General features: G+C 71.8%; 22 protein-coding genes and 1 pseudogene. 12 read left to right on the top strand and 11 right to left on the bottom strand.

Translation table 11 applies throughout. From position 1 onward, the window contains the following. Positions 1-18: 18 nt before the first annotated feature. The 3 genes from IM697_RS19920 to IM697_RS19910 all read left to right on the top strand — a co-directional run bounded on the left by IM697_RS19920 (position 19) and on the right by IM697_RS19910 (position 5,787). Entirely contained in the window at positions 19-1,854 is a 1,836-nt protein-coding gene (locus tag IM697_RS19920; RefSeq protein ID WP_194049053.1) for a glycoside hydrolase, read from the top strand. A gap of 98 nt (positions 1,855-1,952) precedes the next feature. Continuing rightward, positions 1,953-2,918 (top strand): glycoside hydrolase family 6 protein, encoded by a 966-nt coding sequence (locus IM697_RS19915; protein ID WP_194049052.1) that lies wholly within the window; start codon positions 1,953-1,955, stop codon positions 2,916-2,918. 217 nt (positions 2,919-3,135) lie between these two features. Further along, complete coding sequence (locus tag IM697_RS19910; RefSeq protein ID WP_194049051.1) at positions 3,136-5,787, top strand: RICIN domain-containing protein; 2,652 nt, start codon at positions 3,136-3,138, stop codon at positions 5,785-5,787. 165 nt (positions 5,788-5,952) lie between these two features. Here IM697_RS19910 and IM697_RS19905 read toward each other — a convergent pair whose 3' ends face one another. After that, on the bottom strand, positions 5,953-6,918 hold the full coding sequence (locus IM697_RS19905; protein WP_194049050.1) for a pirin family protein: 966 nt from the start codon (positions 6,916-6,918) through the stop codon (positions 5,953-5,955). Positions 6,919-6,977: 59 nt separating this feature from the next. Between IM697_RS19905 and IM697_RS19900 the strand changes: the two are divergent. The 3 genes and pseudogenes from IM697_RS19900 (at position 6,978) to IM697_RS19890 (ending at position 8,123) form a co-directional block, all read left to right on the top strand. Beyond that, positions 6,978-7,492: pseudogene (locus IM697_RS19900) on the top strand (MarR family winged helix-turn-helix transcriptional regulator). Continuing rightward, positions 7,489-7,725 carry a hypothetical protein gene (locus tag IM697_RS19895; protein WP_407699635.1) on the top strand — a complete coding sequence of 79 codons (237 nt, stop codon included), beginning with the start codon at positions 7,489-7,491 and terminating at the stop codon, positions 7,723-7,725. The pseudogene IM697_RS19900 and the gene IM697_RS19895 overlap by 4 nt, the downstream one beginning before the upstream one ends. Before the next feature lie 50 nt (positions 7,726-7,775). After that, on the top strand, positions 7,776-8,123 hold the full coding sequence (locus tag IM697_RS19890) for a tetratricopeptide repeat protein (protein WP_194049049.1): 348 nt from the start codon (positions 7,776-7,778) through the stop codon (positions 8,121-8,123). A gap of 30 nt (positions 8,124-8,153) precedes the next feature. Here IM697_RS19890 and IM697_RS19885 read toward each other — a convergent pair whose 3' ends face one another. Beyond that, positions 8,154-9,554, bottom strand: coding sequence for a PepSY-associated TM helix domain-containing protein (locus IM697_RS19885; protein WP_194049048.1), 1,401 nt, complete (start codon positions 9,552-9,554; stop codon positions 8,154-8,156). A 146-nt stretch (positions 9,555-9,700) separates the two neighbouring features. Between IM697_RS19885 and IM697_RS19880 the strand changes: the two genes are divergently transcribed. Continuing rightward, positions 9,701-10,348: a peptide deformylase gene (locus tag IM697_RS19880; protein WP_194049047.1), complete on the top strand. Its 648-nt coding sequence runs from the start codon at positions 9,701-9,703 to the stop codon at positions 10,346-10,348. Positions 10,349-10,387: 39 nt separating this feature from the next. Here the strand turns inward: IM697_RS19880 and IM697_RS19875 are convergent, their stop codons facing one another. Then, a complete protein-coding gene (locus IM697_RS19875; RefSeq protein WP_194049046.1) occupies positions 10,388-11,821 on the bottom strand; it encodes a dihydrolipoyl dehydrogenase family protein in 1,434 nt (477 codons plus the stop codon). Between the two features lie 128 nt (positions 11,822-11,949). Between IM697_RS19875 and trxA the strand changes: the two genes are divergently transcribed. Further along, on the top strand, positions 11,950-12,336 hold the full coding sequence (gene trxA, locus IM697_RS19870; protein WP_194049045.1) for a thioredoxin: 387 nt from the start codon (positions 11,950-11,952) through the stop codon (positions 12,334-12,336). Between the two features lie 3 nt (positions 12,337-12,339). On the opposite strand, the gene IM697_RS19865 is transcribed toward trxA, so the two are convergent. The 4 genes from IM697_RS19865 to IM697_RS19850 form a co-directional block, all read right to left on the bottom strand. After that, the gene (locus IM697_RS19865; protein ID WP_194049044.1) at positions 12,340-13,776 is read right to left on the bottom strand and encodes an aldehyde dehydrogenase family protein; all 1,437 of its coding nucleotides are present in this window, start codon (positions 13,774-13,776) and stop codon (positions 12,340-12,342) included. 31 nt (positions 13,777-13,807) lie between these two features. Next, the gene (locus IM697_RS19860; RefSeq protein ID WP_194049043.1) at positions 13,808-14,986 is read right to left on the bottom strand and encodes a 4-hydroxybenzoate 3-monooxygenase; all 1,179 of its coding nucleotides are present in this window, start codon (positions 14,984-14,986) and stop codon (positions 13,808-13,810) included. A 74-nt stretch (positions 14,987-15,060) separates the two neighbouring features. Then, a complete protein-coding gene (locus IM697_RS19855) occupies positions 15,061-16,095 on the bottom strand; it encodes a LacI family DNA-binding transcriptional regulator (protein ID WP_228044776.1) in 1,035 nt (344 codons plus the stop codon). Positions 16,096-16,153: 58 nt separating this feature from the next. Beyond that, positions 16,154-16,828, bottom strand: a complete 675-nt coding sequence (locus IM697_RS19850) for a TetR/AcrR family transcriptional regulator (protein ID WP_194049041.1) — start codon at positions 16,826-16,828, stop codon at positions 16,154-16,156. A gap of 100 nt (positions 16,829-16,928) precedes the next feature. Here IM697_RS19850 and IM697_RS19845 point away from each other — a divergent pair, with 100 nt between their 5' ends. Beyond that, a complete protein-coding gene (locus tag IM697_RS19845) occupies positions 16,929-17,492 on the top strand; it encodes an NADPH-dependent FMN reductase (protein WP_194049040.1) in 564 nt (187 codons plus the stop codon). 59 nt (positions 17,493-17,551) lie between these two features. Here the strand turns inward: IM697_RS19845 and IM697_RS19840 are convergent, their stop codons facing one another. Next, positions 17,552-18,457 carry a LysR family transcriptional regulator gene (locus tag IM697_RS19840; protein ID WP_194049780.1) on the bottom strand — a complete coding sequence of 302 codons (906 nt, stop codon included), beginning with the start codon at positions 18,455-18,457 and terminating at the stop codon, positions 17,552-17,554. Positions 18,458-18,573: 116 nt separating this feature from the next. Here IM697_RS19840 and IM697_RS19835 point away from each other — a divergent pair, with 116 nt between their 5' ends. After that, positions 18,574-18,792: a hypothetical protein gene (locus IM697_RS19835; protein ID WP_194049039.1), complete on the top strand. Its 219-nt coding sequence runs from the start codon at positions 18,574-18,576 to the stop codon at positions 18,790-18,792. A 10-nt stretch (positions 18,793-18,802) separates the two neighbouring features. Here the strand turns inward: IM697_RS19835 and IM697_RS19830 are convergent, their stop codons facing one another. Then, complete coding sequence (locus IM697_RS19830) at positions 18,803-19,684, bottom strand: LLM class F420-dependent oxidoreductase (RefSeq protein WP_194049038.1); 882 nt, start codon at positions 19,682-19,684, stop codon at positions 18,803-18,805. Positions 19,685-19,753: 69 nt separating this feature from the next. After that, positions 19,754-20,734, bottom strand: coding sequence for an ArsR/SmtB family transcription factor (locus tag IM697_RS19825; protein ID WP_194049037.1), 981 nt, complete (start codon positions 20,732-20,734; stop codon positions 19,754-19,756). A 56-nt stretch (positions 20,735-20,790) separates the two neighbouring features. Here IM697_RS19825 and IM697_RS19820 point away from each other — a divergent pair, with 56 nt between their 5' ends. Further along, complete coding sequence (locus tag IM697_RS19820) at positions 20,791-22,041, top strand: MFS transporter (RefSeq protein ID WP_194049036.1); 1,251 nt, start codon at positions 20,791-20,793, stop codon at positions 22,039-22,041. On the opposite strand, the gene IM697_RS19815 is transcribed toward IM697_RS19820, so the two are convergent. Then, positions 21,941-22,945 carry a TerC family protein gene (locus IM697_RS19815; RefSeq protein ID WP_228044774.1) on the bottom strand — a complete coding sequence of 335 codons (1,005 nt, stop codon included), beginning with the start codon at positions 22,943-22,945 and terminating at the stop codon, positions 21,941-21,943. The genes IM697_RS19820 and IM697_RS19815 overlap by 101 nt on opposite strands. A gap of 154 nt (positions 22,946-23,099) precedes the next feature. Between IM697_RS19815 and IM697_RS19810 the strand changes: the two genes are divergently transcribed. After that, a complete protein-coding gene (locus IM697_RS19810) occupies positions 23,100-24,074 on the top strand; it encodes an alpha/beta hydrolase (RefSeq protein WP_194049035.1) in 975 nt (324 codons plus the stop codon). The last annotated feature ends 154 nt before the right edge of the window (positions 24,075-24,228 follow it).

Below are 24,228 nucleotides of genomic sequence, written 5' to 3'. Positions count from 1 at the left end.
CACCCCCCGAGGAGAACCATGAACCCACTGAAACGCCTCGGCCGTCGCCGAGCCTCGGTCCTCGCCCTGCTGGCCGCGACCGTCCTGGCGATCCCCGGGACCGCGACCGGCGCGCCCGACGCCGTGAAGGCCTCCACCCTGGGCGCCCAGGCGGCCCAGTCCGGACGGTACTTCGGAACCGCCGTGGCCGCGGGCCGGCTCGGCGACGGCACGTACACCGGCATCCTGGACCGTGAGTTCAACTCGGTCACGGCCGAGAACGAGATGAAGTGGGACACGACCGAGCCGTCCCGTGGCAGGTTCAACTTCGGCCCCGCCGACCAGATCGCGAACCGCGCGCAGGCCCGCGGTCAGCGCCTGCGTGGCCACACCCTGGTCTGGCACTCCCAACTTCCCGGCTGGGTCAGCTCGATCAGGGACGCGAACACACTGCGCGGCGTGATGAACAACCACATCACCACCGTGATGAACCGCTACAAGGGCCGGATCCACTCCTGGGACGTGGTCAACGAGGCCTTCGCCGACGGACCCAGCGGTCAGCTCCGCAGCTCGGTCTTCCGGGACGTGCTGGGCAACGGCTTCATCGAGCAGGCGTTCCGCACGGCAAGGGCGGCCGATCCGACGGCCAAGCTCTGCTACAACGACTACAACATCGAGAACTGGAGCGACGCCAAGACCCAGGGCGTCCACCGCTTGGTCCGCGACTTCAAGGCGCGCGGCGTGCCCATCGACTGCGTCGGCCTCCAGGCCCACTTCGGCACCGGCGGACCGCCCGCCAGTTTTCAGACCACACTGTCGAACTTCGCCGCGCTCGGCGTGGACGTCCAGATCACCGAACTGGACATCGCACAGGCGTCGCCGACCGCGTACGCGAACACGGTCAGCGCCTGCATGAACGTCGCACGCTGCACCGGCATCACGGTCTGGGGCATCCGCGACAGCGACTCCTGGCGGGCCTCGGAGAACCCGCTGCTGTTCGACCGCAGCGGCAACAAGAAGCCTGCGTACAACGCGGTGCTGACGACGCTGGGCGGCACGCCCGCCGCCACCAGCGGCACATCCGCCGCTCCGCGGAGCGCCACCAACGCCGCTGCTCTGCCCAGCCGTTACTCGTGGAGCTCCAGCGGCCCGCTGATCTCGCCGAAGTCGGACGCCACCCACAACATCGCCGGGATCAAGGACCCAACGGTCGTCCACTACAACGGCAAGTACCACGTGTTCGCGAGCGTCGCCAATTCCTCCGGCTACAACCTGGTCTACCTGAACTTCAGTGACTGGTCCCAGGCCGGCTCGGCCACGCACCACTACCTGGACCGCAGCGCCATCGGCCGCGGGTACCGCGCCGCTCCGCAGGTCTTCTACTACGCGCCGCAACGCCTGTGGTACCTCGTGTACCAGACCGGCAACGCCTCGTACTCCACCAACCCCGACATCATCAAGCAGAACATCGGCAACGGCCACTGGGTCTCCAAGTACGCCTTGTTCGAAGCGAGCAACGTGTACAAGGTGCAGGGCAGTGACCAGTACCTGCTGCTCGTCGAGGCCATCGGATCGGACGGCCGACGCTATTTCCGCTCCTGGACCTCAGGCAGTCTCGCCGGCTCCTGGACTCCCCTGGCCGCGTCCGAGAGCAACCCGTTCGCTCGGGCCGACAACGTCACCTTCCCCTCGGGCGCCTGGACCCGCGACGTCAGTCACGGCGAGATGATCCGTGCCGGCTACGACCAGACACTCACCATCCCCGCCTGCCGGCTCCAGTACCTCTACCAGGGCATGAACCCCGACGCGGGCGGTGACTACAACCTCCTCCCGTGGCGGCTCGGCCTCCTGACCCAGACCAACTCGACCTGCTGACCGACTGTGCTGTGGGGAGCACCTCCTCGGTGGGAGCGCTCCCCATCCTCACCGCCAACCTTCGGACGCACCCCTGTCAGAAAGCCGAGGTACCCGTCATGCGCCGCAAACTCCTCGCCCTGGTGGCAGCGCTCTCCTCGCTGCCGCTGGCGCTCGCCGCCGCGCCGTCCGCCCACGCGGCGGACCCCACGACCATGACCAACGGGTTCTACGCGGACCCCGACTCCAGCGCGAAGCGATGGGTCGCCGCCAACCCCGGTGACGGCCGGGCACAAGCGATCAACGCCTCCATCGCCAACACACCGACGGCCCGCTGGTTCGGCTCCTGGAGCGGCACCATCGGCACCGCCACCGGCGCGTACGTGGGCGCCGCGGACGCCCGGGACAAGCTGCCCGTCCTTGTCGCCTACAACATCTACAACCGCGACTACTGCGGCGGGCACTCCGCGGGAGGAGCCTCCTCGCCGTCCGCCTACGCGAGCTGGATCGCCCAGTTCGCGGGCGGGATCGCGGGCCGCCCGGCCGTCGTCGTCCTCGAACCGGACTCCCTCGGGGACTACGGCTGTATGAACCAGGCCCAGATCGACGAACGCGAGGCCATGCTGACCGGAGCGCTCGCCGAGTTCAACCGTCAGGCCCCCAACACCTGGGTCTATCTCGACGCCGGCAACCCGGCCTGGGCGGGCGCGGCGACCATGGCCCAGCGCCTGCACGAAGCCGGCCTCCGGCAGGCCCACGGTTTCTCGCTCAACGTCTCCAACTACCTGACCACGGCCGAGAACACCGCGTACGGCAACGCCGTCAACAGGGAACTCGGCGCCCGGTACGGCTACACCAAGCCGTTCGTCGTGGACACCAGCCGCAACGGCAATGGCTCCAACGGCCAGTGGTGCAACCCCGCAGGCCGCCGCATCGGCACCCCCACCCAGCTGGGCGGAGGCGCCGAGATGCTCCTGTGGATCAAGGTCCCGGGCGAGTCCGACGGCAACTGCGGCGTCGGAGCCGGCTCCTCGGCCGGACAGTTCCTCCCGGAGGTCGCCTACAAGATGATCTACGGCTACTGATCCGGGGCCGCTCGGGCGCGGTTCCGGCGCCGGATCAGGGGCGAGGACCCTCCTCCGGCTGGATCAGCGCCCACCGCGCCACGAGGCGATCTGAAAAAGTTCCCGACTCGCGGCAACCTGTGCGGAACCTGTGACGACAAGGAAGCGGATCCGGCCAGTTCCGGGGCCGGGATCCCGCTTTCCGCTGTTGAACAGTATGCAAGGAGAACGCCTCCCCATGAACAACCCCACGAACGGCGGGCGCCGCGGCCGGCACCGCCGTCGCTGGACCGCCACCGCTGTGCTGCTCGGCGTGCCCGCCGCGGTCGTGCCGTATCTCCTGTTCGCGCAGGAGGACTCGCAGGCCGCTACGGTCGACGGCGATGCCTACTACCGTCTGGTCTCCGTACGCAGCGGCAAGGTGCTGGACGTCAGCAGCTTCTCCACCGCCGACGGCACCCGTATCCAGCAGTACACCGACCAGGACACCGCCAACCAGCAGTGGAGGCTGAGACCCACCGGGGACGGCTACTACGAGCTGGTGAACCGCAACAGCGGCAAAGTGCTGGGGATAGCGGGCAATTCGACCGCTCGGGCGGCCGCCGCCGAGCAGCAGACCGACACCTCCGCCGCCTCCCAGGAGTGGCGGATCAGCGATGTGAGCGGTTCCGACGCCGTCACCTTCACCTCCCGCCGGAGCGGCCAGGTCCTGGACGTCTCCGGAGGCTCCACGGCCCAGGGCGCGGCGGTCATCCAGTATCCGGGCCACGGCGGCACCAACCAGCAGTGGAAGCTGGTGAAGACGGCCCAGACCCAGGCGGCCGGGACCGGCGGGGCGCAGACCACGGCCGCGGCCGGACCGTACAGGTGGCAGAACGCCCAGGTCGTGGGCGGCGGTTACGTCACCGGGCTGGTGTTCAACCCGCGGGAGAAGGGCCTGCTGTACGCGCGCACCGACATGGGCGGCGCCTACCGCTGGGACACCGCGGCCGAGCAGTGGATCCCGCTGACCGACTGGCTCGGTGAGAAGGACTGGAACCTGCTGGGCATCGACTCGGTGGCCACCGACCCCGTCGACCCCAAGCGGCTCTACCTCGGGGCGGGCACCTACACCAACGACTGGGCGGGCAACGGCGCGATCCTGCGCTCCACCGACCGGGGCCGCACCTTCAAGCGCACCGATCTGCCGTTCAAGCTGGGCGGCAACGAGGACGGCCGCGGGGCGGGCGAACGGCTGGTGGTCGACCCCGCGAACCACGGAACCCTGCTGCTGGGCACCCGCAAGAACGGCCTGTGGCGCAGCACCGACTACGGCGTGACGTGGAGTCAGGTCTCCTCGTTCCCCATCAAGGACGGGGCGAGCAGCGGCGCGGGCATCTCCTTCGTGACGTACGGCCCGGCCGGCAGCAAGACGATCTACGTCGGCGTCGCCGACAGGTCCACCTCCCTGTACCGCTCCACCGACGGCGGCAGCACCTGGCAGGCCGTCCCCGGGCAGCCCACCGGCCAACTGCCGCAGCACGGCGTGCTGTCCGGTGACGGCTCGCTGTACCTGACGTACACCAACAACCTCGGACCCAACGGCGTGACGGCGGGCTCGGTGTGGAAGTACACGCCGGGCAGCGGGGCATGGAAGAACATCTCCCCGTCCCGGGGCGACTACGGCTTCTCCGGTCTGGCCGTCGACCCGCGCAAGCCCTCCACGGTGATGGTCACCACCCTGGGCCGCTGGTGGCCCGAGGACGAGATCTACCGCAGCACCGACGGCGGCACGACCTGGAAGGCACTGGCCGACAAGTCGGTGCGCAACGCCTCCGCCGCTCCTTACGTCGGCACCCACACCGGGCACTGGATGACCGCCCTGGCCATCGATCCCTTCGACTCCGGGCACGTGCTGTACGGCACCGGCAACGGCATCCTGCGCAGCAAGGACGCGAACGCCTCCGACAGCGGCGGCACCAGCCACTGGAGCATGGGCGCCCGAGGGCTGGAGGAGACCGCGCTGCTGGACGCGATCGCCCCTCCCGGCGGCGCCACCGTCATCACCTCCATGGGCGACCAGGGCGGCTTCCGGCACGACGACCTGACCAAGGTGCCCTCCGGCCGGCTGAAGAACCCGATGATGACCAACAGCACCGACATCGACTTCGCCCAGTCCAAGCCCGCGATGATGGTCCGCGTCGGCCGTGGTGGCGCGCAGGACGGCGCCTACTCCACCGACGGCGGCGTCAGCTGGACTGGCTTCAAGGCAGAGCCGGTGGCCGGCGCCCAGGACGGCCATGTCGCGCTCGCGGCGGACGGTTCCACCATCGTCTGGACCCAGGCCGGTCAGGCCCCGTACCGCTCGACCGACAAGGGGTCGAGCTGGTCGAGGGTCAACGGCCTGGGCACCGAGGCCGTGGTCGTCGCCGACCGCTCGTCGGCCAGGACCTTCTACTCACTGTCCGGCGGCACGCTCTACGCCAGCACCGACGGCGGCGCGACCTTCACCGCCCGCGCCACCGGCCTGCCCTCCGGTCGGCTCACGGCCGTCCCCGGCATCGCCGGAGACCTGTGGATCGCCGGCGGCGGCAAGGGGCTGCTGCACTCCACCGACGGCGGCCGTAGCTTCACCACGCTGAAGTCCGTGCAGTCCGCCTCCGCCCTCGGCTTCGGCAAGGCCAAGCCGGGCACCGGCTACCAGGCCCTATACCTGATCGGCACCGTCAAGGACGTCACCGGAGTCTTCCGCTCCACCGACAAGGGCGCCACATGGCTCCGCGTCAACGACGACGCCCACCAGTGGGGCGCCATCGGCGGCGTCGGCGTCATCACCGGCGACCCCGACACCTACGGCCGCGTCTACGTCGGCACCAACGGACGCGGCCTCCAGTACGGCGACCCGTCCTGACCCCGACGCCTGTGCGGGGCCGCAGCCACAACGGCCGGCGGCCCCGCCATGGCTCACTTCAGGCACGCCGAGGCGTTCGCCGCGTAGCCGCCTGGCTGCCCAGGTCATGAGTCAGGGTCAAAGCGCTTCACCACTCGGCCACCAACGCTGACGCGTTTCCGCAGTTCAGCGCACCCTTCCCCGCGGTTTCAACGGCACCGGCGGCAGTTCCGGTGCGGGCAGTGGAGCACCGTCGTACCCCTTGACCTCCCCGAACCGCGACCCATCCATCCAGTCCCGACGCGCCTGCACGATCTCCTCCTGGGACCGCCCGATCCAGTTCCAGAACATGATCAGCTCCTCCTCGAACGGCTCGCCGCCGAGGAGCATCAGGCCCGCGTCCGACTCGGCGCGCAGCGGGAGTTCGGTGCGGCCGCAGCCGAGGTAGAGCATGGAGCCGGGCAGTACCGGCACACCGTCCACACGGGCCTCGCCGGACATGGACAGCACGGCGTACTCGAAGTCCGGCTCCAGCGGGAGGCGTACGTCGGCGCCGTGCGACAGGGCGAGGTCCGCGCCGACGATCGGGGTGTACGTCGTGCCGGGCGACGAGGCTCCGTCGAGGCCGCCGAGGATCAGCGTGGCCCGTAGGCCCGGCGCCGTGACGACCGGCAGTTCGGCGTGGTGTTCGAAGTGCGGGTCGGTGTGGCGGTGGCCGTCCGGGAGGGCGACCCAGAGCTGGGCGCCGTGCAGGAAGCGGGCGTGCGACCTCGGGCTCTCCTCGGAGTGGCTGATCGCCCGGCCGGAGGTCATCAGACCCAGCTCGCGCGGGCGGATCGTCTGGAGGCTGCCCGTGGAGTCCCGGTGCAGCACCTCGCCCTCGTGCAGCCAGCTCACCGTCTGCAGGCCCATGTGTGGGTGCGGCGGCACCTGCATGCCGGGTTCGTCGGCGATGTCGTCGGGACCGTAGTGATCGACGAAGCACCAGGCGCCGACCATGCGACGGCCCAGGTTGGGCAGCAGGCGACGGACTTCGGTGGATTCGCCGAGCCTGACCCGGCGAGGGCTGAGGAGTTCGCGTACGGGCTCGGCCACGACGAAACCACGGCCGCCGCAGATGGCGGGCACCGCCTCGCGATCAAGATTGCTCATGCCGCCCAACCTAGCCCCGCCGGGGCCGCCTCGTCAGTCCGTGCCCCGGGGCTGTCTCGATGCGTTCCGAGAAGGTTTCGCCCGGATTCCTGGTGTGGCGTCTGTCGACGAAATGGCGGGTCGCGGTCGACCGGGCCGTCAGCCCACTGGGGCTCACCCACGCGCAGTACGCGCTGGTGGCCTCGCTGTACGGCATGCAACGCCGCGGCGAGCGCCCCAGCCAGCGGCGCCTCGCCGACCACACCGGGCTCGAACCGCTCTACGTCTCCAAGCTGGCGCGGACGCTGGAGACCGCCGGCCTCCTGGAACGCACCCGGGATCCCCGCGACCCGCGCGCGGTGCAGCTCGCGCTGACCGAGCAGGGACGTGCGCGGACCCGGGAGGCGATCACCGTCGTCCAGGGGCTGCTGCAGCAGTTGCTGGCACCGCTCGGGGCCTGGACAGCGCGCGCACCCGGGAGTTCACACGCGACCTGGCGATCCTGCTCGACGCGCCTCTCGACCCGTTCACCCCGGACAGTGAGTCCGACCTCGCGCTGGACAGCCAGCCCGACAAGGAGCAGGAGCAGTCATGACCTCCAGCCACGGCACGATCTTCCAGCAGTCCGTCACACTCCGGCTCGCCGCCGTCGCCGAGGGGCCGGTGGAGCGGGACCGCCTCGCCGACGGTGTCACCGGCGCGCTGAAGATCACCGGGGCAGAGGCGGACTCCGTGGTCGACGAGCGGACCTCCACCGAGACCGCCCCCATCACCGCGCGGATCTACGACGGCATACCCGCGGAGGATCTCGCCGCCGCCGTCAAGTAGTGGAATATTGAACCACGTGCCTTCGTTGTCGGCGTCGAAGGAGGTCACGAGTGGACACGAGGTACTACGACCACGGAACACCGGCCGAGCGCTGGGAGCGCGCGCGGCTGTTCTTCGACGCCCGGGACTACGCCGGCGCCGCGCGCGTCCTCGGCCAACTGGTCGAGGAGGTGCCGGAGCAGACCGCACCGCGGCTGCTGCTGGCGCGCGCCTACTACCACTCGGCCCAACTTCAGCGCGCCGAAAACGAGTTGCGTGTCATCGTCGAGCGCGACCCGGTCGAGCAGTACGCCCGGCTGATGCTGGGCCGCACCCTGCAACGGCAGGGCCGGCACGAGGAGGCCGAGCCGCACATGCGCCTCGCCTCGGCGCTGGCGGGTGACTTCGAGCAGCTCTGAGCCGGCTGTTTCGGGCTTCTCTCGTTCCCGCTACCTCGCTTCCGTGGGCCTCCGCCCGCCCCGCCGATGAGCGACCTCCCCGAGGACGACGTCCACGACGACGAACGCGGCCAGTGGGATGCCGAGCAGCGGTACGAAGTAGCCGAGGACCGCGACGGCCGCCACCAGGGGGACGAGGATCTGCGGGGGCACCTGCTGCCAGGCCCCACGCGGGAGCGGGCGGCCGAAGGCCGAGCCGCGGCCGCGCTGCCACCACATGCGGTAGCCCCACACGATCAGCAGGATCAGCGAGAGGGTCAGCAGCATCAGCGCGATCTGGTTCGCCAGGCCGAACAGTTGGCCGCTGTGCAGGTCGATGCCCCACCGGCTGAGCTTGGCCAGGACCGGGTAGTCGGCGAACCGCAGCACGTCGGTGACCTCGCCGCTGGCCGGGTCGACGGCCACCGAGTCCTGCTTCTCGGGCCAGCTGCGCTGGATCTGCTTCACGACATACGCGGAGGAGGCGTCGGCGGGCGGCACGATCTCCACCGGGTCGCCCAGCCCCTCGGCGCGTGCCGCGGCCAGGACCTGGTCGAGACCGACCCCGTGCGCGGCCTCGCCGCCGGAGGCCGCCGCGTCGCCGTGGCCGGCGTGCTCGCCGCCCGCCGCGGCGGACACCGCCGGGGTGGCCTGACCGAGCGAGGTGCGCAGGTCCGCGATGTTGGCGCCGGCGTACGCCGACCAGGTCAGGCCGGTCGCCGACAGGAACACGAACCCGGCCGCGGCCCAGACGCCGACGCTGCCGTGCAGGCCGAGGGTGCGGCGCCGGCCGCTGGTGCCGCGCACCTTGCGCCGGCCGCGGCGCCGGGAGAACCACAGCACCACTCCCCCGCCCGCGATCACCCACAGCCAGCTCGCCGCGAACTCGCTGTACAGGCGGCCGGTCTCGCCGAGGTGCAGATCGCGGTGGAGCTCGTCGATCCAGGTGCGCAGCGGCAGCGCGCCGGTCGAGCCGTACTGCTCGAGGGCGCCGCGCACCTGCGCGGTGTACGGGTCGACGAACACCGCGAGCGTGTGGCCTTCGTCGACGCCCGGCACCCCGGACAGCAGCACCCTGGTGGTCGCGTCGTCCTCGGGGGAGGGCCGTACGGCAGAGACGGTGCCCTCGGGGTGTGCCTTGCGGGCGGCGGCGACCTGCTCGGAGACCGGCAGCTTGTTCTCACCGACGGGGACGGTGAGCTGGTCGGCGTACACGACCTTCTCGGCCGGGATCGAGGCGGCGTAGAGCAGGCCGGTGACGGCGGCGACGAGCAGGAACGGCGCCACCAGCACGCCGGCGTAGAAGTGCAGGCGCAGGATCAGCGGGCGCAGCGGCGCCCACCGGTTCTTCGGCGCTGCCGGGGCGGCGGGTGGCGTGGCCTCGTCCCTGGTGGTCGTGGGGGCGGTGGACATCGGCGGCCTCTTCGGGGAGTGGGGACGTTGCTCTGCTGTGGCAGTCCAGTAGTCGGGCGCCGGGACCGCCGAGTTCCCGCCATCTCAAGTGACGTAGGCCACAAGGAAGTCCGCCGACGCTATGGCCGTCATGGCATCCTGGCGCGATGGCACTTCCGAACCATCGCGCACCGCTGGCCGAGCAGGTCGAGCAACTCCTGGCCGCCGAGGGCCCGTTGCCCATCGTGGCGGCCGGTGAGCCGGTGCTGCGACGGCCCACCGAGCGCTTCGAGGGTCAGCTGGACCCCGCGCTGCTGGCCCGCTTCGTCGAGGCCCTCCGGATCACGATGCACGCGGCACCAGGGGTCGGCGTCGCCGCACCGCAGGTGGGTGTGCCGCTGCGGATCGCGGTGGTCGAGGACCCGGCGCCGGTGCCGGCGGAGGTGGCGCTGGTGCGGGGGCGGGTGCCGCAGCCGTTCCGGGTGCTGGTGAACCCGTCGTACGAAGCCGTGGGCAGCGTCCGTGCCGCGTTCTTCGAGGGCTGTCTGAGCGTCCCGGGCTACCAGGCGGTGGTGGCCCGGCCCGCCGAGGTGCGGCTGACCGGTGAGGACGAGCACGGGCGCGGCTTCGACGAGGTGTTCTCGGGGTGGCCCGCCCGTATCGTGCAGCACGAGACGGACCACCTCGACGGCATGCTCTACCTGGACCGGGCCGAGCCGCGCTCGCTCTCCTCGAACCAGGCGATGGCCGAGTACTGGGCCCAGCCGGCCCCGGACGAGGCGGCTCGGGCCCTCGGCTTCGAACTGCCGGACTGAGTACGGCGGTTGTGCCGGTACGTCAGTTGTCCCGGTACGTCAGTTGTCGCGGTACGACTCCAGCAGTCGCAGCCACACCTCGCTGATCGTCGGATATGACGGAACCGCGTGCCACAGCCTGCTGATCGGCACCTGCCCGGCGACCGCGATCGTCGCCGAGTGGATGAGTTCGCCGACGCCCGGACCGACGAACGTCACACCGAGGAGGATCTCGCGCTCCAGGTCGACGACCATGCGGGCGCGGCCCCGGTAGCCGTCGCCGTACAGCGAGGCTCCCGACACCGAGGCGAGGTCGTAGTCGACGGCGCGGACGCGGCGGCCGGCCTGTTCCGCCTCCGCCAGGGAAAGGCCGACGGCGGCGGCCTCGGGGTCGGTGAAGACGACCTGGGGGACGGCGTCGTGGTCGGCGGTGGCGGCGTGGGCGCCCCAGGGGTCCGACTCCAGGAGCGGTACGCCGGAGGCGCGGGCGGCGATGGCGGCGCCCGCGATACGGGCCTGGTACTTGCCCTGGTGGGTGAGGAGGGCGCGGTGGTTGGCGTCGCCGACGGCGTACAGCCATTCGCTGCCGGTGACGCGCAGGCTGTCGTCGACCTCCAGCCAGGATCCGGGTTCCAGGCCGATGGTCTCCAGGCCGATGTCGTCGGTGCGCGGGGCGCGCCCGGTGGCGAAGAGGATCTCGTCGGCCTCGATCCGGTCGCCGTGGTCGGTGACGACCACGACCGTGCCGTTCTCCCTGGTGATCGTCTCGGCCGAGGTCCCGGTGCGGACATCGGCGCCGGCCTCGGTGAGCGCCTCGGCGACCAGTTCGCCGGCGAAGGGCTCCATGCGGTTCAGCAGGCCCTTGCCGCGGACCAGGAGCGTGACCCGCGAGCCGAGGGCCTGGTAGGCGGTGGCCATCTCGGTGGCGACCACTCCCCCGCCGACCACGATCAGCCGGCCGGGCACGCTCTGCGCGCTGGTGGCCTCGCGGCTGGTCCAGGGCTTGATCTCGGCCATTCCCGGCAGGTCGGGCACGACGGCCCGGCTGCCGGTGCAGACGGCGACGGCATGCCGGGCGGTCAGGACGTGCCGTACGCCGTCGGAGCCGGTCACCTCCACCGTGCGGGGTCCGGCGAGGCGGCCGTGGCCGCGGTAGAGGTCGGCGCCGATGCCGGTCAGCCACTGGACCTGGCCGTCGTCGTGCCAGTCGGAGGTGTAGTCGTTGCGCCGGGCGAGGACAGCGGCCGCGTCGAGGGGGCCCTGCACGGCCCCGGCGAGGCCCGGCAGGCGGCGGGCGTCGGCCTGCGCGATGACCGGGCGCAGCAGTGCCTTGCTGGGCATGCACGCCCAGTACGAGCATTCGCCGCCGACCAGCTCGCTCTCCACGACCGCGGTGGACAGGCCGGCCGCACGGGTGCGGTCGGCGACGTTCTCCCCCACCGGTCCCGCTCCGAGCACCACGACGTCGTACGCGATGGAATCCGTTTCCGTCATGGGCTCAGTCTTACGGGTGGTGTGCGGCGTGGCCACACGGGTACGCGCGCGGAATACGTGACCGTACGGTCGTGTTGTCGCCGACGGCTTCGCCCGTACACCAGCAAGAGGGATGAGGGATCAACGCCATGAGCAGCACCGTGGAGCTCACCAAGGAGAACTTCGACCAGACGGTCACGGACAACGAGTTCGTCCTGATCGACTTCTGGGCGTCCTGGTGCGGGCCGTGTCGTCAGTTCGCCCCGGTGTACGAGAAGGCGGCCGAGGAGAACCCGGACCTTGTGTTCGGCAAGGTCGACACCGAGGCGCAGCCGGAGCTGGCCTCCGCCTTCGGTATCCAGTCGATCCCGACGCTGATGATCGTCCGTGACCGTGTCGCCGTGTTCGCGCAGCCGGGTGCCCTGCCCGAGGCCGCCCTCACGGACGTCATCGGGCAGGCCCGCAAGCTCGACATGGACGAGGTCCACAAGGCCGTCGCCGCCCAGCAGGCGCAGGCCGAGCAGGACGGCCAGTAGGGCCTAGAAGGGGTACCCCGCCACATCGCCGCGCACCGTCGTCCAGCGCACGTCGGTGAACGCCTCCAGGTTGGCCTCGCCGCCGAACCGGGCCCCGGTGCCCGAGGCGGCGATGCCGCCGAACGGGGCGACGGCCTCGTCGTTCACGGTCTGGTCGTTGATGTGCACGATCCCGGTCGGGATCCGCTCCGCCAGGTCCAGGCCGCGGGCGGCGTCGCCGGTGACGATGCCCAGGGAGAGGCCGTAGGAGCCGGCCGCGGCCAGGGCGGCGGCCTCGTCGGCGGTGGCGAAGGAACGCACCGGCGCGACCGGGCCGAAGACCTCCTCGGCGTACGCGGGGGTGTCGTCGTCGACGCCGGCGAGCACGGTGGGCCGGTAGAAGAGCTGCTCGTGGGTGCCGCCCGCGGCCAGCTTGGCGCCCCGCGAGGTGCTGGCCTCGACCAGGCCGTGCACCTTGCCGAGCTGGCCGGCGTCGATGAGCGGGCCGAGATGGACCTCGGCGCGGTGCGGGTCGCCGACGGCGAGGGCGTCGGCCTTGGCCGCGAGCCGCTCGACGTACTCCTCGTACAGGGACTCGTGGACGAGGTGGCGGCCGGTCGTCATGCAGATCTGGCCCTGGTGGAAGAACGAACCCCAGGCGGCCGTGGAGATCACCGCCTCGATGTCGGCGTCCTCCAGCACGACCAGGGCGGAGTTGCCGCCCAGCTCCAGGTGCGCGCGCTTGAGGTGGCGCCCGGCGGCCTCGCCGACGGCCCGGCCCGCGGCCGTGGAGCCGGTGAAGGAGATGACCGGCACACGCGGGTCGGCGACCAGTGCCTGGCCCGCCTCCGGGCCGCCCGGCAGGACGTGCAGCAGCCCCTCGGGCAGACCGGCCTCGGCGAAGATCGCGGCGAGGGAGAGACCGCCGCAGACCGCCGTCCGGGGGTCCGGCTTCAGGACGACGGCGTTGCCGAGCGCGAGGGCCGGGGCGACGGAGCGGATGGAGAGGATCAGCGGGGCGTTGAACGGCGCGATCACGCCGACGACGCCGACCGGCACCCGGCGGGTGTACGACAGCCGGGGCGCCTCGCTGGGCAGGACCTGCCCGGCCGGGCGGGAGGCGAGGGCGGCGGCCTCGTAGCACTCCTGCGCGGCGACGTGCAGCTCGAAGTCGGCCTTGCCGGGGATGGAGCCGGATTCCCGGACGAGCCATGCGCGCAGTTCGTCGGCGTGCGCGGTGAACAGGTCGCCGGCCTTGCGCAGCGCTGCGGCGCGCACGAAGTGCGGCAGGCGGGCCCACTCGGTCTGGGCGGCGCGGGCGGCCTCGGCGGCGGTACCGATGTCCTCGGCGGAGGCCAGGGTGACGGTGCCGAGTGTGTCGCCGGTGGCGGGCTCGGTGACGGCGTACTCGCCTCCCGACAGGGCGCGGGACTGCCAGGTCCTGGGGTCGAGCAACGGCATTGCGACTCTCCGTTCGATCACCGGGCGGGACTCACACGGGCAGTGGAAGTCCCGCGTAGTTCGCCGCCAGTTCGGCGGCGGCGTGGCGGGATGCGGTGATCCGGCGCAGACGTGCGAGCTGCATCCGGTGGTCGAACACATCCCCATCTGGTTGAGCGTGCAACATCTTAGTCATGTCATCCGAGAATCGAGTGGCCTGCCACACGCGCTGAAGGCAGACCTCCGAGTACCTGTCGAGCAGTTGTGTACTCCCGGTACGGTTCAGCTCGACGAACGCGCGGGCCAGGACCCGTACGTCCGACACGGCGAGGTTGAGACCCTTGGCGCCGGTCGGCGGGACGATGTGGGCGGCGTCCCCGGCGAGCAGGAGACGGCCGTGGCGCATCGGCTCGTGGACGTAACTGCGCATCGGTGTCACGGACTTGGACGTGATCGGTCCGCGGTTCAGGGTCCAGTCGGCGTCGATCGCGAAACGGGCGGCGAGTTCGTCCCAGATGCGGTCGTCGGGCCAGTCGGCGGCCTCGGTGCCGATGGGGACCTGGAGGTAGAGCCGGGAGACGGACGGTGAGCGCATGCTGTGCAGTGCGAAGCCGCGCTCACCGCGCGCGTAGATCAACTCCTCGCAGGACGGCGGGACCTCGGCGAGGATGCCGAGCCAGGAGTAGGGATAGTCGTGCGCGAAGGACCTTCCGGCCCCGGCGGGGAAGGCGTCCCGGGAGATGCCGTGGAAGCCGTCGCAGCCGGCGACCCAGTCGCAGGTCAGCGTCCGCTCGCGGCCCTCGTGCCGGAACCGTACGACGGGCGTCGCGCTCTCCGGCTTCTCGACGGCGAGCGCCTCGGCCTCGAACAGCAGCGGCGGCCCGTCGGCGAGTTGCAGTGCCACGAGGTCCTTCACGATCTCGGTCTGCGCGTAGATCGTCACCGTGCGGCCGCCGGTCAGGGACGGGAAGTCGATGTGATGGCGTTCCCGGTCGAAGCGCAGCTCGATGCCCCGGTGCACCAGGCCCTCGGCCTCCAGCCGCTCGGCGGCGCCGGCCTCGCGCAGCGCGTGGACCGTGCCCTGCTCCAGCATCCCGGCCCGCTGGCGCTGCTCGACGTACTCCCGGCTCCTGGCCTCCAGCACCACGCAGTCGACGCCCGCGCGATGCAGCAGCCGGGCGAGAAGGAGCCCGGCGGGGCCGCCGCCGATGATGCCGACCGTCGTACGCATTCCCACGCCTCCCTGGCTTTCGACGGTACGTCGACCGGGCCCCCGGGGCCTGTCCGCAGGCCTCGGAACAGGCCCTAGCTGGACTCGCGGTGCACCACCGTCGCGCCGAGCACCCGGTGCGTCGCGGGCGCCGCGCCAGGGTCGCGCACCGCGCGGTCGACCAGTTCCGCGAGGTCGCGGCTGGACGGGAGCTCGATGTGGACGGTGCTCAGCCTGGGCCGCAGCAGCCGTCCGAGCATCAGGTCGTCGGCGCCCATGACGGCCGTCTCGGCGGGGACGTCGACGCCCTCGTCCTGGAGGGCGCGCATCAGCAGCATCGCGTACTCGTCGTTGTAGGCGAACACCGCGTCCAGGCCGAGGTCGCGCCAGCGGGCGGCGAGCCGCGCGGCGGACTCCTCGGTGTAGGCGAGGGGCAGCGTGGTCACGGTGGCGTCCGTGCCGTGCAGGGCCCGGCGTACGCCTTCCAGGCGGGGGGTGGAGAAGGCCTCCAGGTTGTCCTCCTCGGGTAAGACGACGCCGATCCGGCGCCTGCCGCGCTGATAGAGGTGGCTGCCCGCGCAGTGCCCGACGGCCTCGAAGTCCATGAGCAGGGTGTGGGCGCCCTCGACGGAGTCGGGGCCGAGGGTGACCACGGCCCGGGCGCCGGAGCGCTTGAGCACCGTCACGCCCTTCGGGCCGAGGCCGGAGCCCGACACCAGGACGGCGACCGGGCGCAGTTCGGCCCAGGCGCGGGCGGCCTCGTCGCCGTGCAGGCCGACGCCGCCGTGCTGGACGACGGTGTAGTCGAGGCGGCCGAGGGCCAACTGGAGATCGCGGAGGAAGCGGCTGTAGAGGGGGCCGGCGGCGAAGCTCGGCGTGGGCATCAGGACCATGCGGCTGTGCCCGGCGCGCAGGCTGCGGGCCGCGGCGTGCGGGACGTAGCCCAGTTCCTTGGCGGCCTCGTGGACCCGGCGACGGGTGGGCTCGCTGATCCGGACGGCGCTGGTGTTGTTGAGGACGTAGGAGACGGTCGCGCGCGAGACGCCGGCGAGGCGGGCCACATCGGCGCTCGTGGGTACCGAGCGCGGTGCGGGGAGAGCGGGCGCGGGCGTTTTCGGTATCTGCACCATGACGCACCGCATCTTTGCAGAACCTGTACTCGGGCCTGAACTCAGGGCCCTTGACCGTTCACGCCGCTGTGCGCGTCACGCGGGCGACCAGGTCCAGCCAGCCCTTCTCCAGTCGCTCCATGGGCATCCCGCACTGCCGGGTCAGGTGGTGGATCAGGGCGGGGTCGAGATACGCCATGAGCGTCCGGGCGAGCAGGTCGCAGTCGGCGTCCGGCTGGATCTGCCGCAGCAGCACCGTGACATGGGTGTGCAGCGCCTTGAACGAGGGGTGCTGGAACCGGCGGACGGGCTCGGGCTGGGCCGCCAGTTGCAGGTCCAGTTGCTCGACCGCGCGGTACAGCACCGCCACGCCGAACGCCCGCAGCCGCTCGATCGGCTCGGCCCCGGGGCCGAGCGGCGGCGGCCCGCCGAGGAAGTCGCCCTGGAGCCTCCGCGCGGAGTGGTCGAGCAGTGCCGTCAGCAGGCCGGTGCGGTCGCCGAAGCGGCGGAAGACCGTCCCCTTGCCCACGCCCGCCTCCGCGGCCACCGCCTCCATGGTGACCCCGGCCGCGCCGTGCTCCGCGATCAGCCGTGCGGCGGCGTCCAGCAGCCGGGCGCGGTTGCGGGCCGCGTCGGCGCGCAGGCAGGGCTCGTCGGGGGCGGGGCCGACCTCCAGCAACTGTGGCGTGCCGAAGGGCTCCTGGGGCTTCGGGAAGGGCGGCTCGGGTGCGGACATGAAGCCAGAGTAAAGCATCGGGAATGAAACTGGACCGTGGTCCGGTTAGGTGGTAGAAATCTAAACGGACCTCGGTCCGGATTATCCGCGGCAGTGTTTCAGCACCTTTGGAGTTCGCATGTCTGTTCGCATCCTCGCGCTCGTCGGCAGCCTTCGCGCCGGTTCGCACAACCGTCAGCTGGCCGAGGCGGCCGTCAAGCTCGCCCCCGAGGGCGCCGAGGTCGTGCTCTTCGAGGGCCTGGCCGACATCCCCTTCTACAACGAGGACGTCGATGTCGAGGGCGGCGTCCCGGCCGCCGCCGCCACGCTGCGCGAGGCCGCTGCCGGCGCCGACGCGCTGCTGCTGTTCACGCCCGAGTACAACGGCACGATCCCGGCCGTCCTGAAGAACGCCATCGACTGGCTGTCCCGCCCCTACGGCGCCGGAGCCATCTCGGGCAAGCCGGTCGCCGTGGTCGGCACCGCCTTCGGCCAGTACGGCGGTGTGTGGGCGCAGGACGAGGCCCGCAAGTCCGTCGGCGTGGCCGGCGGCAAGGTGCTGGAGGACATCAAGCTGTCCATCCCCGGCTCCGTGACCCGCTTCGCCGAGACCCACCCGGCCGACGACGCCGAGGTCGCCGCCCAGCTCACCGAGGTCATCGCGCGCGTCCACGGACACGCGGGCGAGGCGGTCGCCGCCTGACCTCGCCGGAGGCAGCCGCGAGGGGGCCGGAGCCGAGCGCTCCGGCCCCCTCGCGCGTCTCAGGCCACCGCGGTCGGCGCCAGATCCCGCAGCTCCGCCAGGGCCGCCGCCACCGCCGGCCGGGCATGGCCGCCGCCCCGGGTGCAGGTCAGGAGTTTGCGGTGCGGGTTGCCCGTACAACGGACCCGGGTGATCGGCAGGTGCGGGGTGAGGTGGGCGAGGCGGGGGATGAGCGCGACGCCGAGGCGGTGGGCGACGAGGTGGGCCATGACGTTCCAGTCCATCGCGTGATGCACGACGTCCGGGGTGAACCCGGCCTCCCCGCACGCCGACAGCACATGCGGACGGCAGGGGCTCTCCGGCACCGGCGCGATCCACTCCTCGTGCGCCGCCTCCGCGAGGTCGACACCGTCCCGCCCGGCGAGCGGGTGGTCCTCGGGGACGACGAGGTCGAACGGGTCGTCCAGGAGCGGCTGTTGGTCGAAGCGGTCGTCGCTCAGGGGCGGGTTGTAGATCGTCGCCTCGACGATCGCCAGGTCGATCTCCCCCTCGAAGAGCAGGTCGAAGCCGGCCGGCACCTCGGCCTCCTGGATGCGGACGCTGAGCCGCGGATGACGTTCCCGCAGCCGGGACGCCATGGGCGCGAGCAGCACCGACACGGCCAGCGGGAAGCCACTGGCACGCAGCGGCCCGGCGGGCGCGCCGTGATCGGCCCGCAGATCGAGCTCGGCCAGCTCCCAGCGGGCCTGGATCGCGTCGGCGTGCGCGAGCAGGCTCTCGGCCGCCGGGGTCAGCCGTACCCCGCGGCCCTGCGGCTCCAGCAGGTCCACGCCCAGGTCGCGGGCCAGTTGGCGGATCTGCTGGGAGGCGGCGGACGGGGTGAAGTGCAGGGCGCGGGCGGCCGCGGTGACCGTGCCGTAGTGCGCAACGGCTCTCAGTACATGCAGTCGGCGCAGGTCAATCATGAAGTCCACGCTTCAAGGTGAGGTCCACAAAGTCAACCTGGACGTGTACGAAGACGCATCGCACCCTTGGTGGTGTCGCGACGGCCGAACCAGCCACCGAAGCACGAGGAGTCGCCATGACCAGCACGACCGGCACCGTCTGCCCGCACTGCGGGTGGCCCGACGGCGCCGAGCCCTACCAGGTGGTGTCCCGCCACTCCACGGCGGCGGGCAGCACGGTGTGGACGCGGTGCGCCTGCGGTTCGCTGCAGATGCGCGTCGTGGACGCCCGGGGCATGCGCGTCGTCTCCCGCAGCCGGCCGGCCGACAGCGCGCAGAAGTCGCCCTGCCGTTGATCTCCCCGGCTCACTCCAGCCCGGCGAGCCGCTGCACGGCCGGTGCCGCGAAGTTCTCGATGAACGCGGCCGGTTCGCCGGTGCGCGGACCGAGGATCACCGTGTCGATGCCGAGCTTGGCGTAACCGGCGATCTCCCGGGTGAAGGCGTCGAGGTCGCCCGTCGCGGCGGCCTCGCCCGAATAGACGACGGTCTTGCGGATCCGGTCGTAGTCGCGCCCCTCGGTGTCGCAGTGGCCGCGCAGCACGTCGAGCTTGCGCCCGACTTCCTCCGGTGAGGTGGTGAACAGGTTGCACGCGTCGCCGTACCGGGCCACCAGCCGCAGCGTCTTCTTCTCGCCACCCCCGCCGATCATGATCTCGGGGTGCGGGGCGCTGACCGGCGCCGGGACGCAGAGGGTCTCGGCCAGCCGGTAGTGCTTGCCCTCGAAGGGGCCGTTGGCCTCCGGGTCCCACATCTGGAGGCAGATCCGCAGGGTTTCCTCCAGTCGCTCGAAGCGCTCGGCGACCGGCGGGAACGGAACCCCGAGCCCCTGGTGCTCCCGGTCGTACCAGGCGGCGCCGATCCCGAGGGCGGCCCGCCCCCCGGACAGCAGGTCGAGGGTGGTGACGATCTTGGCGAGCAGGCCGGGGTGGCGGTAGGTCACCCCGGTCACCAGGGCGCCCAGGCGGAGGGTGGAGGTGTGGGCGGCGAGGTAGCCGAGGGTCGTGTAGGCCTCCAGCATGGGGTCCTCGGCGCGGTCGTTGAACTCCATCTGGAAGTAGTGGTCCATGACCGACAGCCAGCTCACGCCGGCTTCCTCGGCGGCGGTGCCCGCGGCGGCGAGTTCACTGCCGAGCGCGGGGCCTCCTCCGGGATGGTCGAAGCGGTTGATGTGCACGCCGACGCGCATGTCCTGTCTCCGTTCACCCGGGCCTTGCCCCCGTCACGAGTGACGCTAGAACCTCGAGTGCTCTCGAAGTCAAGCCCCGTCGGCCAGCCGGTCGCCGAGTTCGGTGCGCCGGTACAGCACGCGCCGTCCGTCGCGGGCCCGGGTGACCAGTCCGGTCGCGTGCAGCACCTTCAGATGCTGGGAGACCGCGCTGGGCGTCACGCCGAGGCGGCGGGCGAGCTCGACCGTGGGCAGCGGTTCGGCGAGCAGCCGCAGGAGCGTGGTGCGAGGCGCGCCGAGCAGCGCGGTGAGGGCGGAGGCGCCGGGCTCGGGGCGCGGTTCCCACAGGGTGGCCGCGCCCCTGCCGGGATAGGCGAGCATCGGGGGTTCGGCGGCGCTGACCGGGGGCGCGGGTTTGTGCGCGAACAGGGACGGTACTAGGCGCAGCCCGCGCCCGGATCCGTCCACCTCGTGCCAGCCGATCATCTGCTCGACGCGCAGGACGCCGTCGCGCCAGCGCACATTGCGGTGCAGGTCGGAGAAGAGGAGCTGGGCCCCGCCCATGGCGAGTTGGCGGGCGCGGTGGGTGATGTCGGCCTCCAGCACCAGCCGCATCCGGGGCCAGTCCGGCCCGATGGCCGACTCCCAGTACCGCCGCAGGAGGTCGGACAGCTCCTCCAGCAGCTCGGCCACGGGGGCGTCGCCGGGTGCGGTGATCTGCCGCAGGGCGTCCGGGAGGGGGTGCGGGGCATGGGCCGCGCGCAGGTCGCGTCGTACGAGATCCGGAGGCGTCGCCCGTACGACGGCGAGCTGGTCCTCCAGCGTGGGCGCGAAGGTCGTCGGGCGCGGGGTGAGGAAGTCGGGCAGGGCCAGGGTCGGTCCCACCAGGGCGCGCAGCAGCGGGCCGTCGGCGGGGTCGAGACGGTCGAGGACCGAGCGGCGCCATGGGGTGTGCAGGGGGTAGAGGGCGGGGGCGCGCAGGGCCCGCAGGCTGCCCATGGCCTCACGCAACGGCGAGATCGCGAACCGGGTGTCCGCGAGGTCGTCGACGTCGAGCAGGAAGCTGATCATTTAGCCTCCCGCTACATCCTTTGGCAACCGCCCGTCGCCGCCGTGGACTTCGGCGTATGACGGATCACCATCCCCGGCAGACTACCTCCGCGATCGCGCTGCTCGCCTTCGCGTGCGGGGTCACCGTGGGCAATGTCTACTTCCCGCAGGCGGTCGGCCCGTTGGTGGCCTCCGGCCTCGGCGTGTCCCCCGACTCGGCCGCCGCGGTGGTGACGGCGACCCAGTTCGGCTACGCGGCCGGCATCTTCCTGCTGGTCCCGCTCGGCGACCGGCTGCGGCCGCGCCGGCTGCTCGTCGCCCTGCTCACGCTGACCGGCCTCGGCCTGCTCGCCGCGAGCACGGCACAGGCGCTGCTGCCGCTGGTCGCCGCGAGCACCCTCGTCGGCGCGGCCACGGTGCTCGCCCCGCTCGCGGGCCCCCTGGCGGCCGGTCTGGTGCCCGCCGAGCGGCGCGGCGTGGTCAGCGGCACCCTGCTCAGCGGCGCCCTCGCCGGCATGCTGCTGTCCCGCGCGTTCGGCGGCGCCCTCGGCGACTGGCTGGGCTGGCGGGCGCCGTACGTCGTCGCCGCCGCGGTGTCCCTCGCGGTCGCGGCCCTGCTGGCCCGGCTGCTGCCGACGGCGCCCCCGGCTACTACGGCGACCTACCCGGCGCTGCTCGCCGCACCCCTGCGGCTGCTGCGCACCGAGCCGGAGCTGCGTCGCTCGTGCCTGTACCAGGCGACGGTGTTCGGCGCCTTCTCCGCGGTGTGGACCGGCGTGGCGCTGCTGCTCACGGGCCCGGTGTACGGCATGGACGCCACGGCCGCCGGGCTGCTGGCCCTGGTCAACGCGGGGACGATGCTGTGCACGCCGGTCGCGGGGCGGCTGGTGGACCGCCGTGGCGCGGACCTGGTCAACCTGGTGTGCTTCCTCGTGGTCGGCGCGTCGGCGGTGGTGCTGGGGTTCGGCGGTGTGGGCGGCGCGCCGGGGCTGACCGCGCTGGTCGTCGGCACGCTGCTGCTGGACGTCGGCATGCAGTCCGGCATGGTGGCCAACCAGGTGCGGATCTACGATCTGGGCGCCGATGTCCGCAGCCGCCTCAACACCGCGTACATGACCTGCGCCTACCTGGGCGGCACGGCCGGCTCCTGGCTGGGCGCCCGTGCCCACGGCCGTTTCGGGTGGGCCGGGGTGTGCGTGCTGGTGGCGGTGCTCACGGCGGTGGCGCTCATCCGCCATCTGCTGACGCGCGCTCGGCCTCGGCGAGCTCCTGCCGCTTCGAGGCCCGCAGACTGGTCACCGTCGTCACCGCAAGGACGAGCACGATGAAGCTCAGGGAGAAGGGGATGCTGATCTCGGGGACGTGGACCCCGGACTCGTGCAGCGCGTGCAGCACCAGTTTCACGCCGATGAAGCCGAGGATGATCGACAGGCCGTAGCTGAGGTGGACCAGCTTCTTCAGCAGACCGCCGATGAGGAAGTACAGCTGCCTGAGGCCCATCAGCGCGAAGGCGTTGGCCGTGAACACGATGTACGGGTCCTGAGTGAGCCCGTAGATGGCGGGGATGGAGTCCAGGGCGAACAGCACGTCCGTGGAGCCGATCGCCAGCATCACGACCAGCATCGGGGTCATGACCCGCTTGCCGTTCTGCCCGATCCACAGCTTGGTGCCGTGGTAGCGGTCGGCCACGCCGAAACGCCGCTCCACCATCTTCAGCAGCTTGTTCTCCTGGTACTCCTCCTCGTGCTCCTCCTTGCGGGCGTCCTGGACGAGCTTCCAGGCGGTCCAGATCAGGAAGGCGCCGAAGAGGTAGAACACCCACGAGAACGTGGAGATGATCGCCGCGCCGGCCGCGATGAAGGCCGCGCGCAGTACCAGGGCCATGATCACGCCGACCATGAGGACGCGCTGCTGGTACTGGGACGGGACCGCGAACTTCCCCATGATCAGGACGAAGACGAAGAGGTTGTCGACGCTCAGCGACTTCTCGGTGATGTACCCGGCGAAGAACTCGCCCGTGGGGCGGGCGCCGCCGTAGTAGAGCAGGCCGAGGCCGAAGAGACAGGCCAGGACGACCCAGACGACCGTCCACGTGCCCGCCCAGGAGTAGCACCCGTGAACGTTTCCCTCGCCATCTGGCTGCTGACCGTCGTGGCCCTGTGCGCGCTTGTCGCCCGCCTTGTCAGGGTTGTCGCCACCAGGAGACTTCCTCCACCCACGGCAGGTGAACAACGGGTCATCTCCTGGCAAGCTCCAGGTCACGGGAGTGCCACCCGCCGGACGGCGGGGAGGTTCCGCCGAACGGCGGCGCTACGCCGGGGGCCGGTGCGCCGATGCTGGCCGCAGAGCCGCCGGGCACACTCGTGCCCCTGTGTGAGGAGACGCCATGACCCAGGCCCCGCCCCCGTTCGACCCCGAGCTCGCCGCCGCGCTGGAGCTCATCAAGGACGTGATTTCGCCCGGCCTGACGATGGACGAGATAGCCGACGTCCGCCAGGGTGCGGGGATCCAGATGCTGGCGGATCTGGATCTGACGGTGGACGGGTTCTTCGAGGTCGAGGACCGTGCGGTGCCGGGCCCCGAGGGAGCGCCCGAGATCTCCCTGCTGATCTGCCGGCCGGCCGCCCCGGCGGGCGCGGAGTCGCGGCCCGTGATCTACCACGTCCACGGCGGCGGCCTGATCCTCGGCAACAACCGCGTGGGCGTCGACGTCGCCCTGGCCTGGGCGAAGGAGCTGGACGCGGTCGTGGTGTCGGTGGAGTACCGGCTCGCGCCCGAGCACCCTTACCCGGCGCAGATCGAGGACGTGTACGCCGGCCTGGAGTGGACGGCGAAGCACGCGGGTGAGTTCGGCGGCGACCCGCAGCGGATCGTCGTCGCCGGGGCGAGCGCGGGTGGCGGGCTGTCCGCGGCGTTGGCGCTGCTCACCCGGGATCGCGGCGGTCCGGAGCTGATCGGCCAGGTGCTGTTGTGCCCGATGCTGGATGATCGCAACGACACCCCGTCCAGCCACCAGATGGCGGGGCTCGGTGTGTGGGACCGCACGGCGAACGAGACCGGCTGGACGGCGCTGCTCGGTGAGCGTTGGGGCAGGCCCGACGTGCCGGCGTATGCCGCGCCGGCGCGTGCGGGGGACCTGTCGGGGCTGCCCCCCGCCTTCCTGGACGTCGGTTCTGCGGAGACGTTCCGTGACGAGGTGGTCGCGTATGCGTCCCGGATCTGGCAGGTGGGTGGGGTGGCCGAGCTGCACGTGTGGCCCGGCGGCTTCCACGGGTTCGACGGGTTCGCGCCCCAGGCGGCACTGTCGCAGGTCTGCCGAGCGGCGCAGCTGGCCTGGTTGCGGCGGCTGCTGAGCCAGTGACACCGCGTGACGCGCGCCCACGCGACGGAGCCGCACCCCCATACAGCCCCGCGCCCCACGAGGCCGACCGAAGGCCCCGGCACTCAACCGCATGCCGCACCATTGGCCCATGAAAAAGCCGGCCTGGTCGCGGCGGCCGCTGAGCCGTGACACC

The sequence above is a fragment of the Streptomyces ferrugineus genome (genome assembly GCF_015160855.1).
In the GTDB taxonomy this organism is placed as follows: domain Bacteria; phylum Actinomycetota; class Actinomycetes; order Streptomycetales; family Streptomycetaceae; genus Streptomyces; species Streptomyces ferrugineus.
The sequence above is the reverse complement of the archived record's forward strand: the minus strand, read 5'-3'. Positions and strand labels throughout refer to the sequence as shown.

Bases quoted from the DNA above. Each gene is read 5' to 3' on its own strand.
- IM697_RS19920 (WP_194049053.1), top strand. From the start codon at position 19: ATGAACCCACTGAAACGCCTCGGCCGTCGCCGAGCCTCGGTCCTCGCC.
- IM697_RS19915 (WP_194049052.1), top strand. From the start codon at position 1,953: ATGCGCCGCAAACTCCTCGCCCTGGTGGCAGCGCTCTCCTCGCTGCCG.
- IM697_RS19910 (WP_194049051.1), top strand. From the start codon at position 3,136: ATGAACAACCCCACGAACGGCGGGCGCCGCGGCCGGCACCGCCGTCGC.
- IM697_RS19905 (WP_194049050.1), bottom strand. From the start codon at position 6,918: ATGAGCAATCTTGATCGCGAGGCGGTGCCCGCCATCTGCGGCGGCCGT.
- IM697_RS19895 (WP_407699635.1), top strand. From the start codon at position 7,489: ATGACCTCCAGCCACGGCACGATCTTCCAGCAGTCCGTCACACTCCGG.
- IM697_RS19885 (WP_194049048.1), bottom strand. From the start codon at position 9,554: ATGTCCACCGCCCCCACGACCACCAGGGACGAGGCCACGCCACCCGCC.
- IM697_RS19880 (WP_194049047.1), top strand. From the start codon at position 9,701: ATGGCACTTCCGAACCATCGCGCACCGCTGGCCGAGCAGGTCGAGCAA.
- IM697_RS19875 (WP_194049046.1), bottom strand. From the start codon at position 11,821: ATGACGGAAACGGATTCCATCGCGTACGACGTCGTGGTGCTCGGAGCG.
- trxA (WP_194049045.1), top strand. From the start codon at position 11,950: ATGAGCAGCACCGTGGAGCTCACCAAGGAGAACTTCGACCAGACGGTC.
- IM697_RS19865 (WP_194049044.1), bottom strand. From the start codon at position 13,776: ATGCCGTTGCTCGACCCCAGGACCTGGCAGTCCCGCGCCCTGTCGGGA.
- IM697_RS19860 (WP_194049043.1), bottom strand. From the start codon at position 14,986: ATGCGTACGACGGTCGGCATCATCGGCGGCGGCCCCGCCGGGCTCCTT.
- IM697_RS19855 (WP_228044776.1), bottom strand. From the start codon at position 16,095: ATGGTGCAGATACCGAAAACGCCCGCGCCCGCTCTCCCCGCACCGCGC.
- IM697_RS19850 (WP_194049041.1), bottom strand. From the start codon at position 16,828: ATGCTTTACTCTGGCTTCATGTCCGCACCCGAGCCGCCCTTCCCGAAG.
- IM697_RS19845 (WP_194049040.1), top strand. From the start codon at position 16,929: ATGTCTGTTCGCATCCTCGCGCTCGTCGGCAGCCTTCGCGCCGGTTCG.
- IM697_RS19840 (WP_194049780.1), bottom strand. From the start codon at position 18,457: ATGATTGACCTGCGCCGACTGCATGTACTGAGAGCCGTTGCGCACTAC.
- IM697_RS19835 (WP_194049039.1), top strand. From the start codon at position 18,574: ATGACCAGCACGACCGGCACCGTCTGCCCGCACTGCGGGTGGCCCGAC.
- IM697_RS19830 (WP_194049038.1), bottom strand. From the start codon at position 19,684: ATGCGCGTCGGCGTGCACATCAACCGCTTCGACCATCCCGGAGGAGGC.
- IM697_RS19825 (WP_194049037.1), bottom strand. From the start codon at position 20,734: ATGATCAGCTTCCTGCTCGACGTCGACGACCTCGCGGACACCCGGTTC.
- IM697_RS19820 (WP_194049036.1), top strand. From the start codon at position 20,791: ATGACGGATCACCATCCCCGGCAGACTACCTCCGCGATCGCGCTGCTC.
- IM697_RS19810 (WP_194049035.1), top strand. From the start codon at position 23,100: ATGACCCAGGCCCCGCCCCCGTTCGACCCCGAGCTCGCCGCCGCGCTG.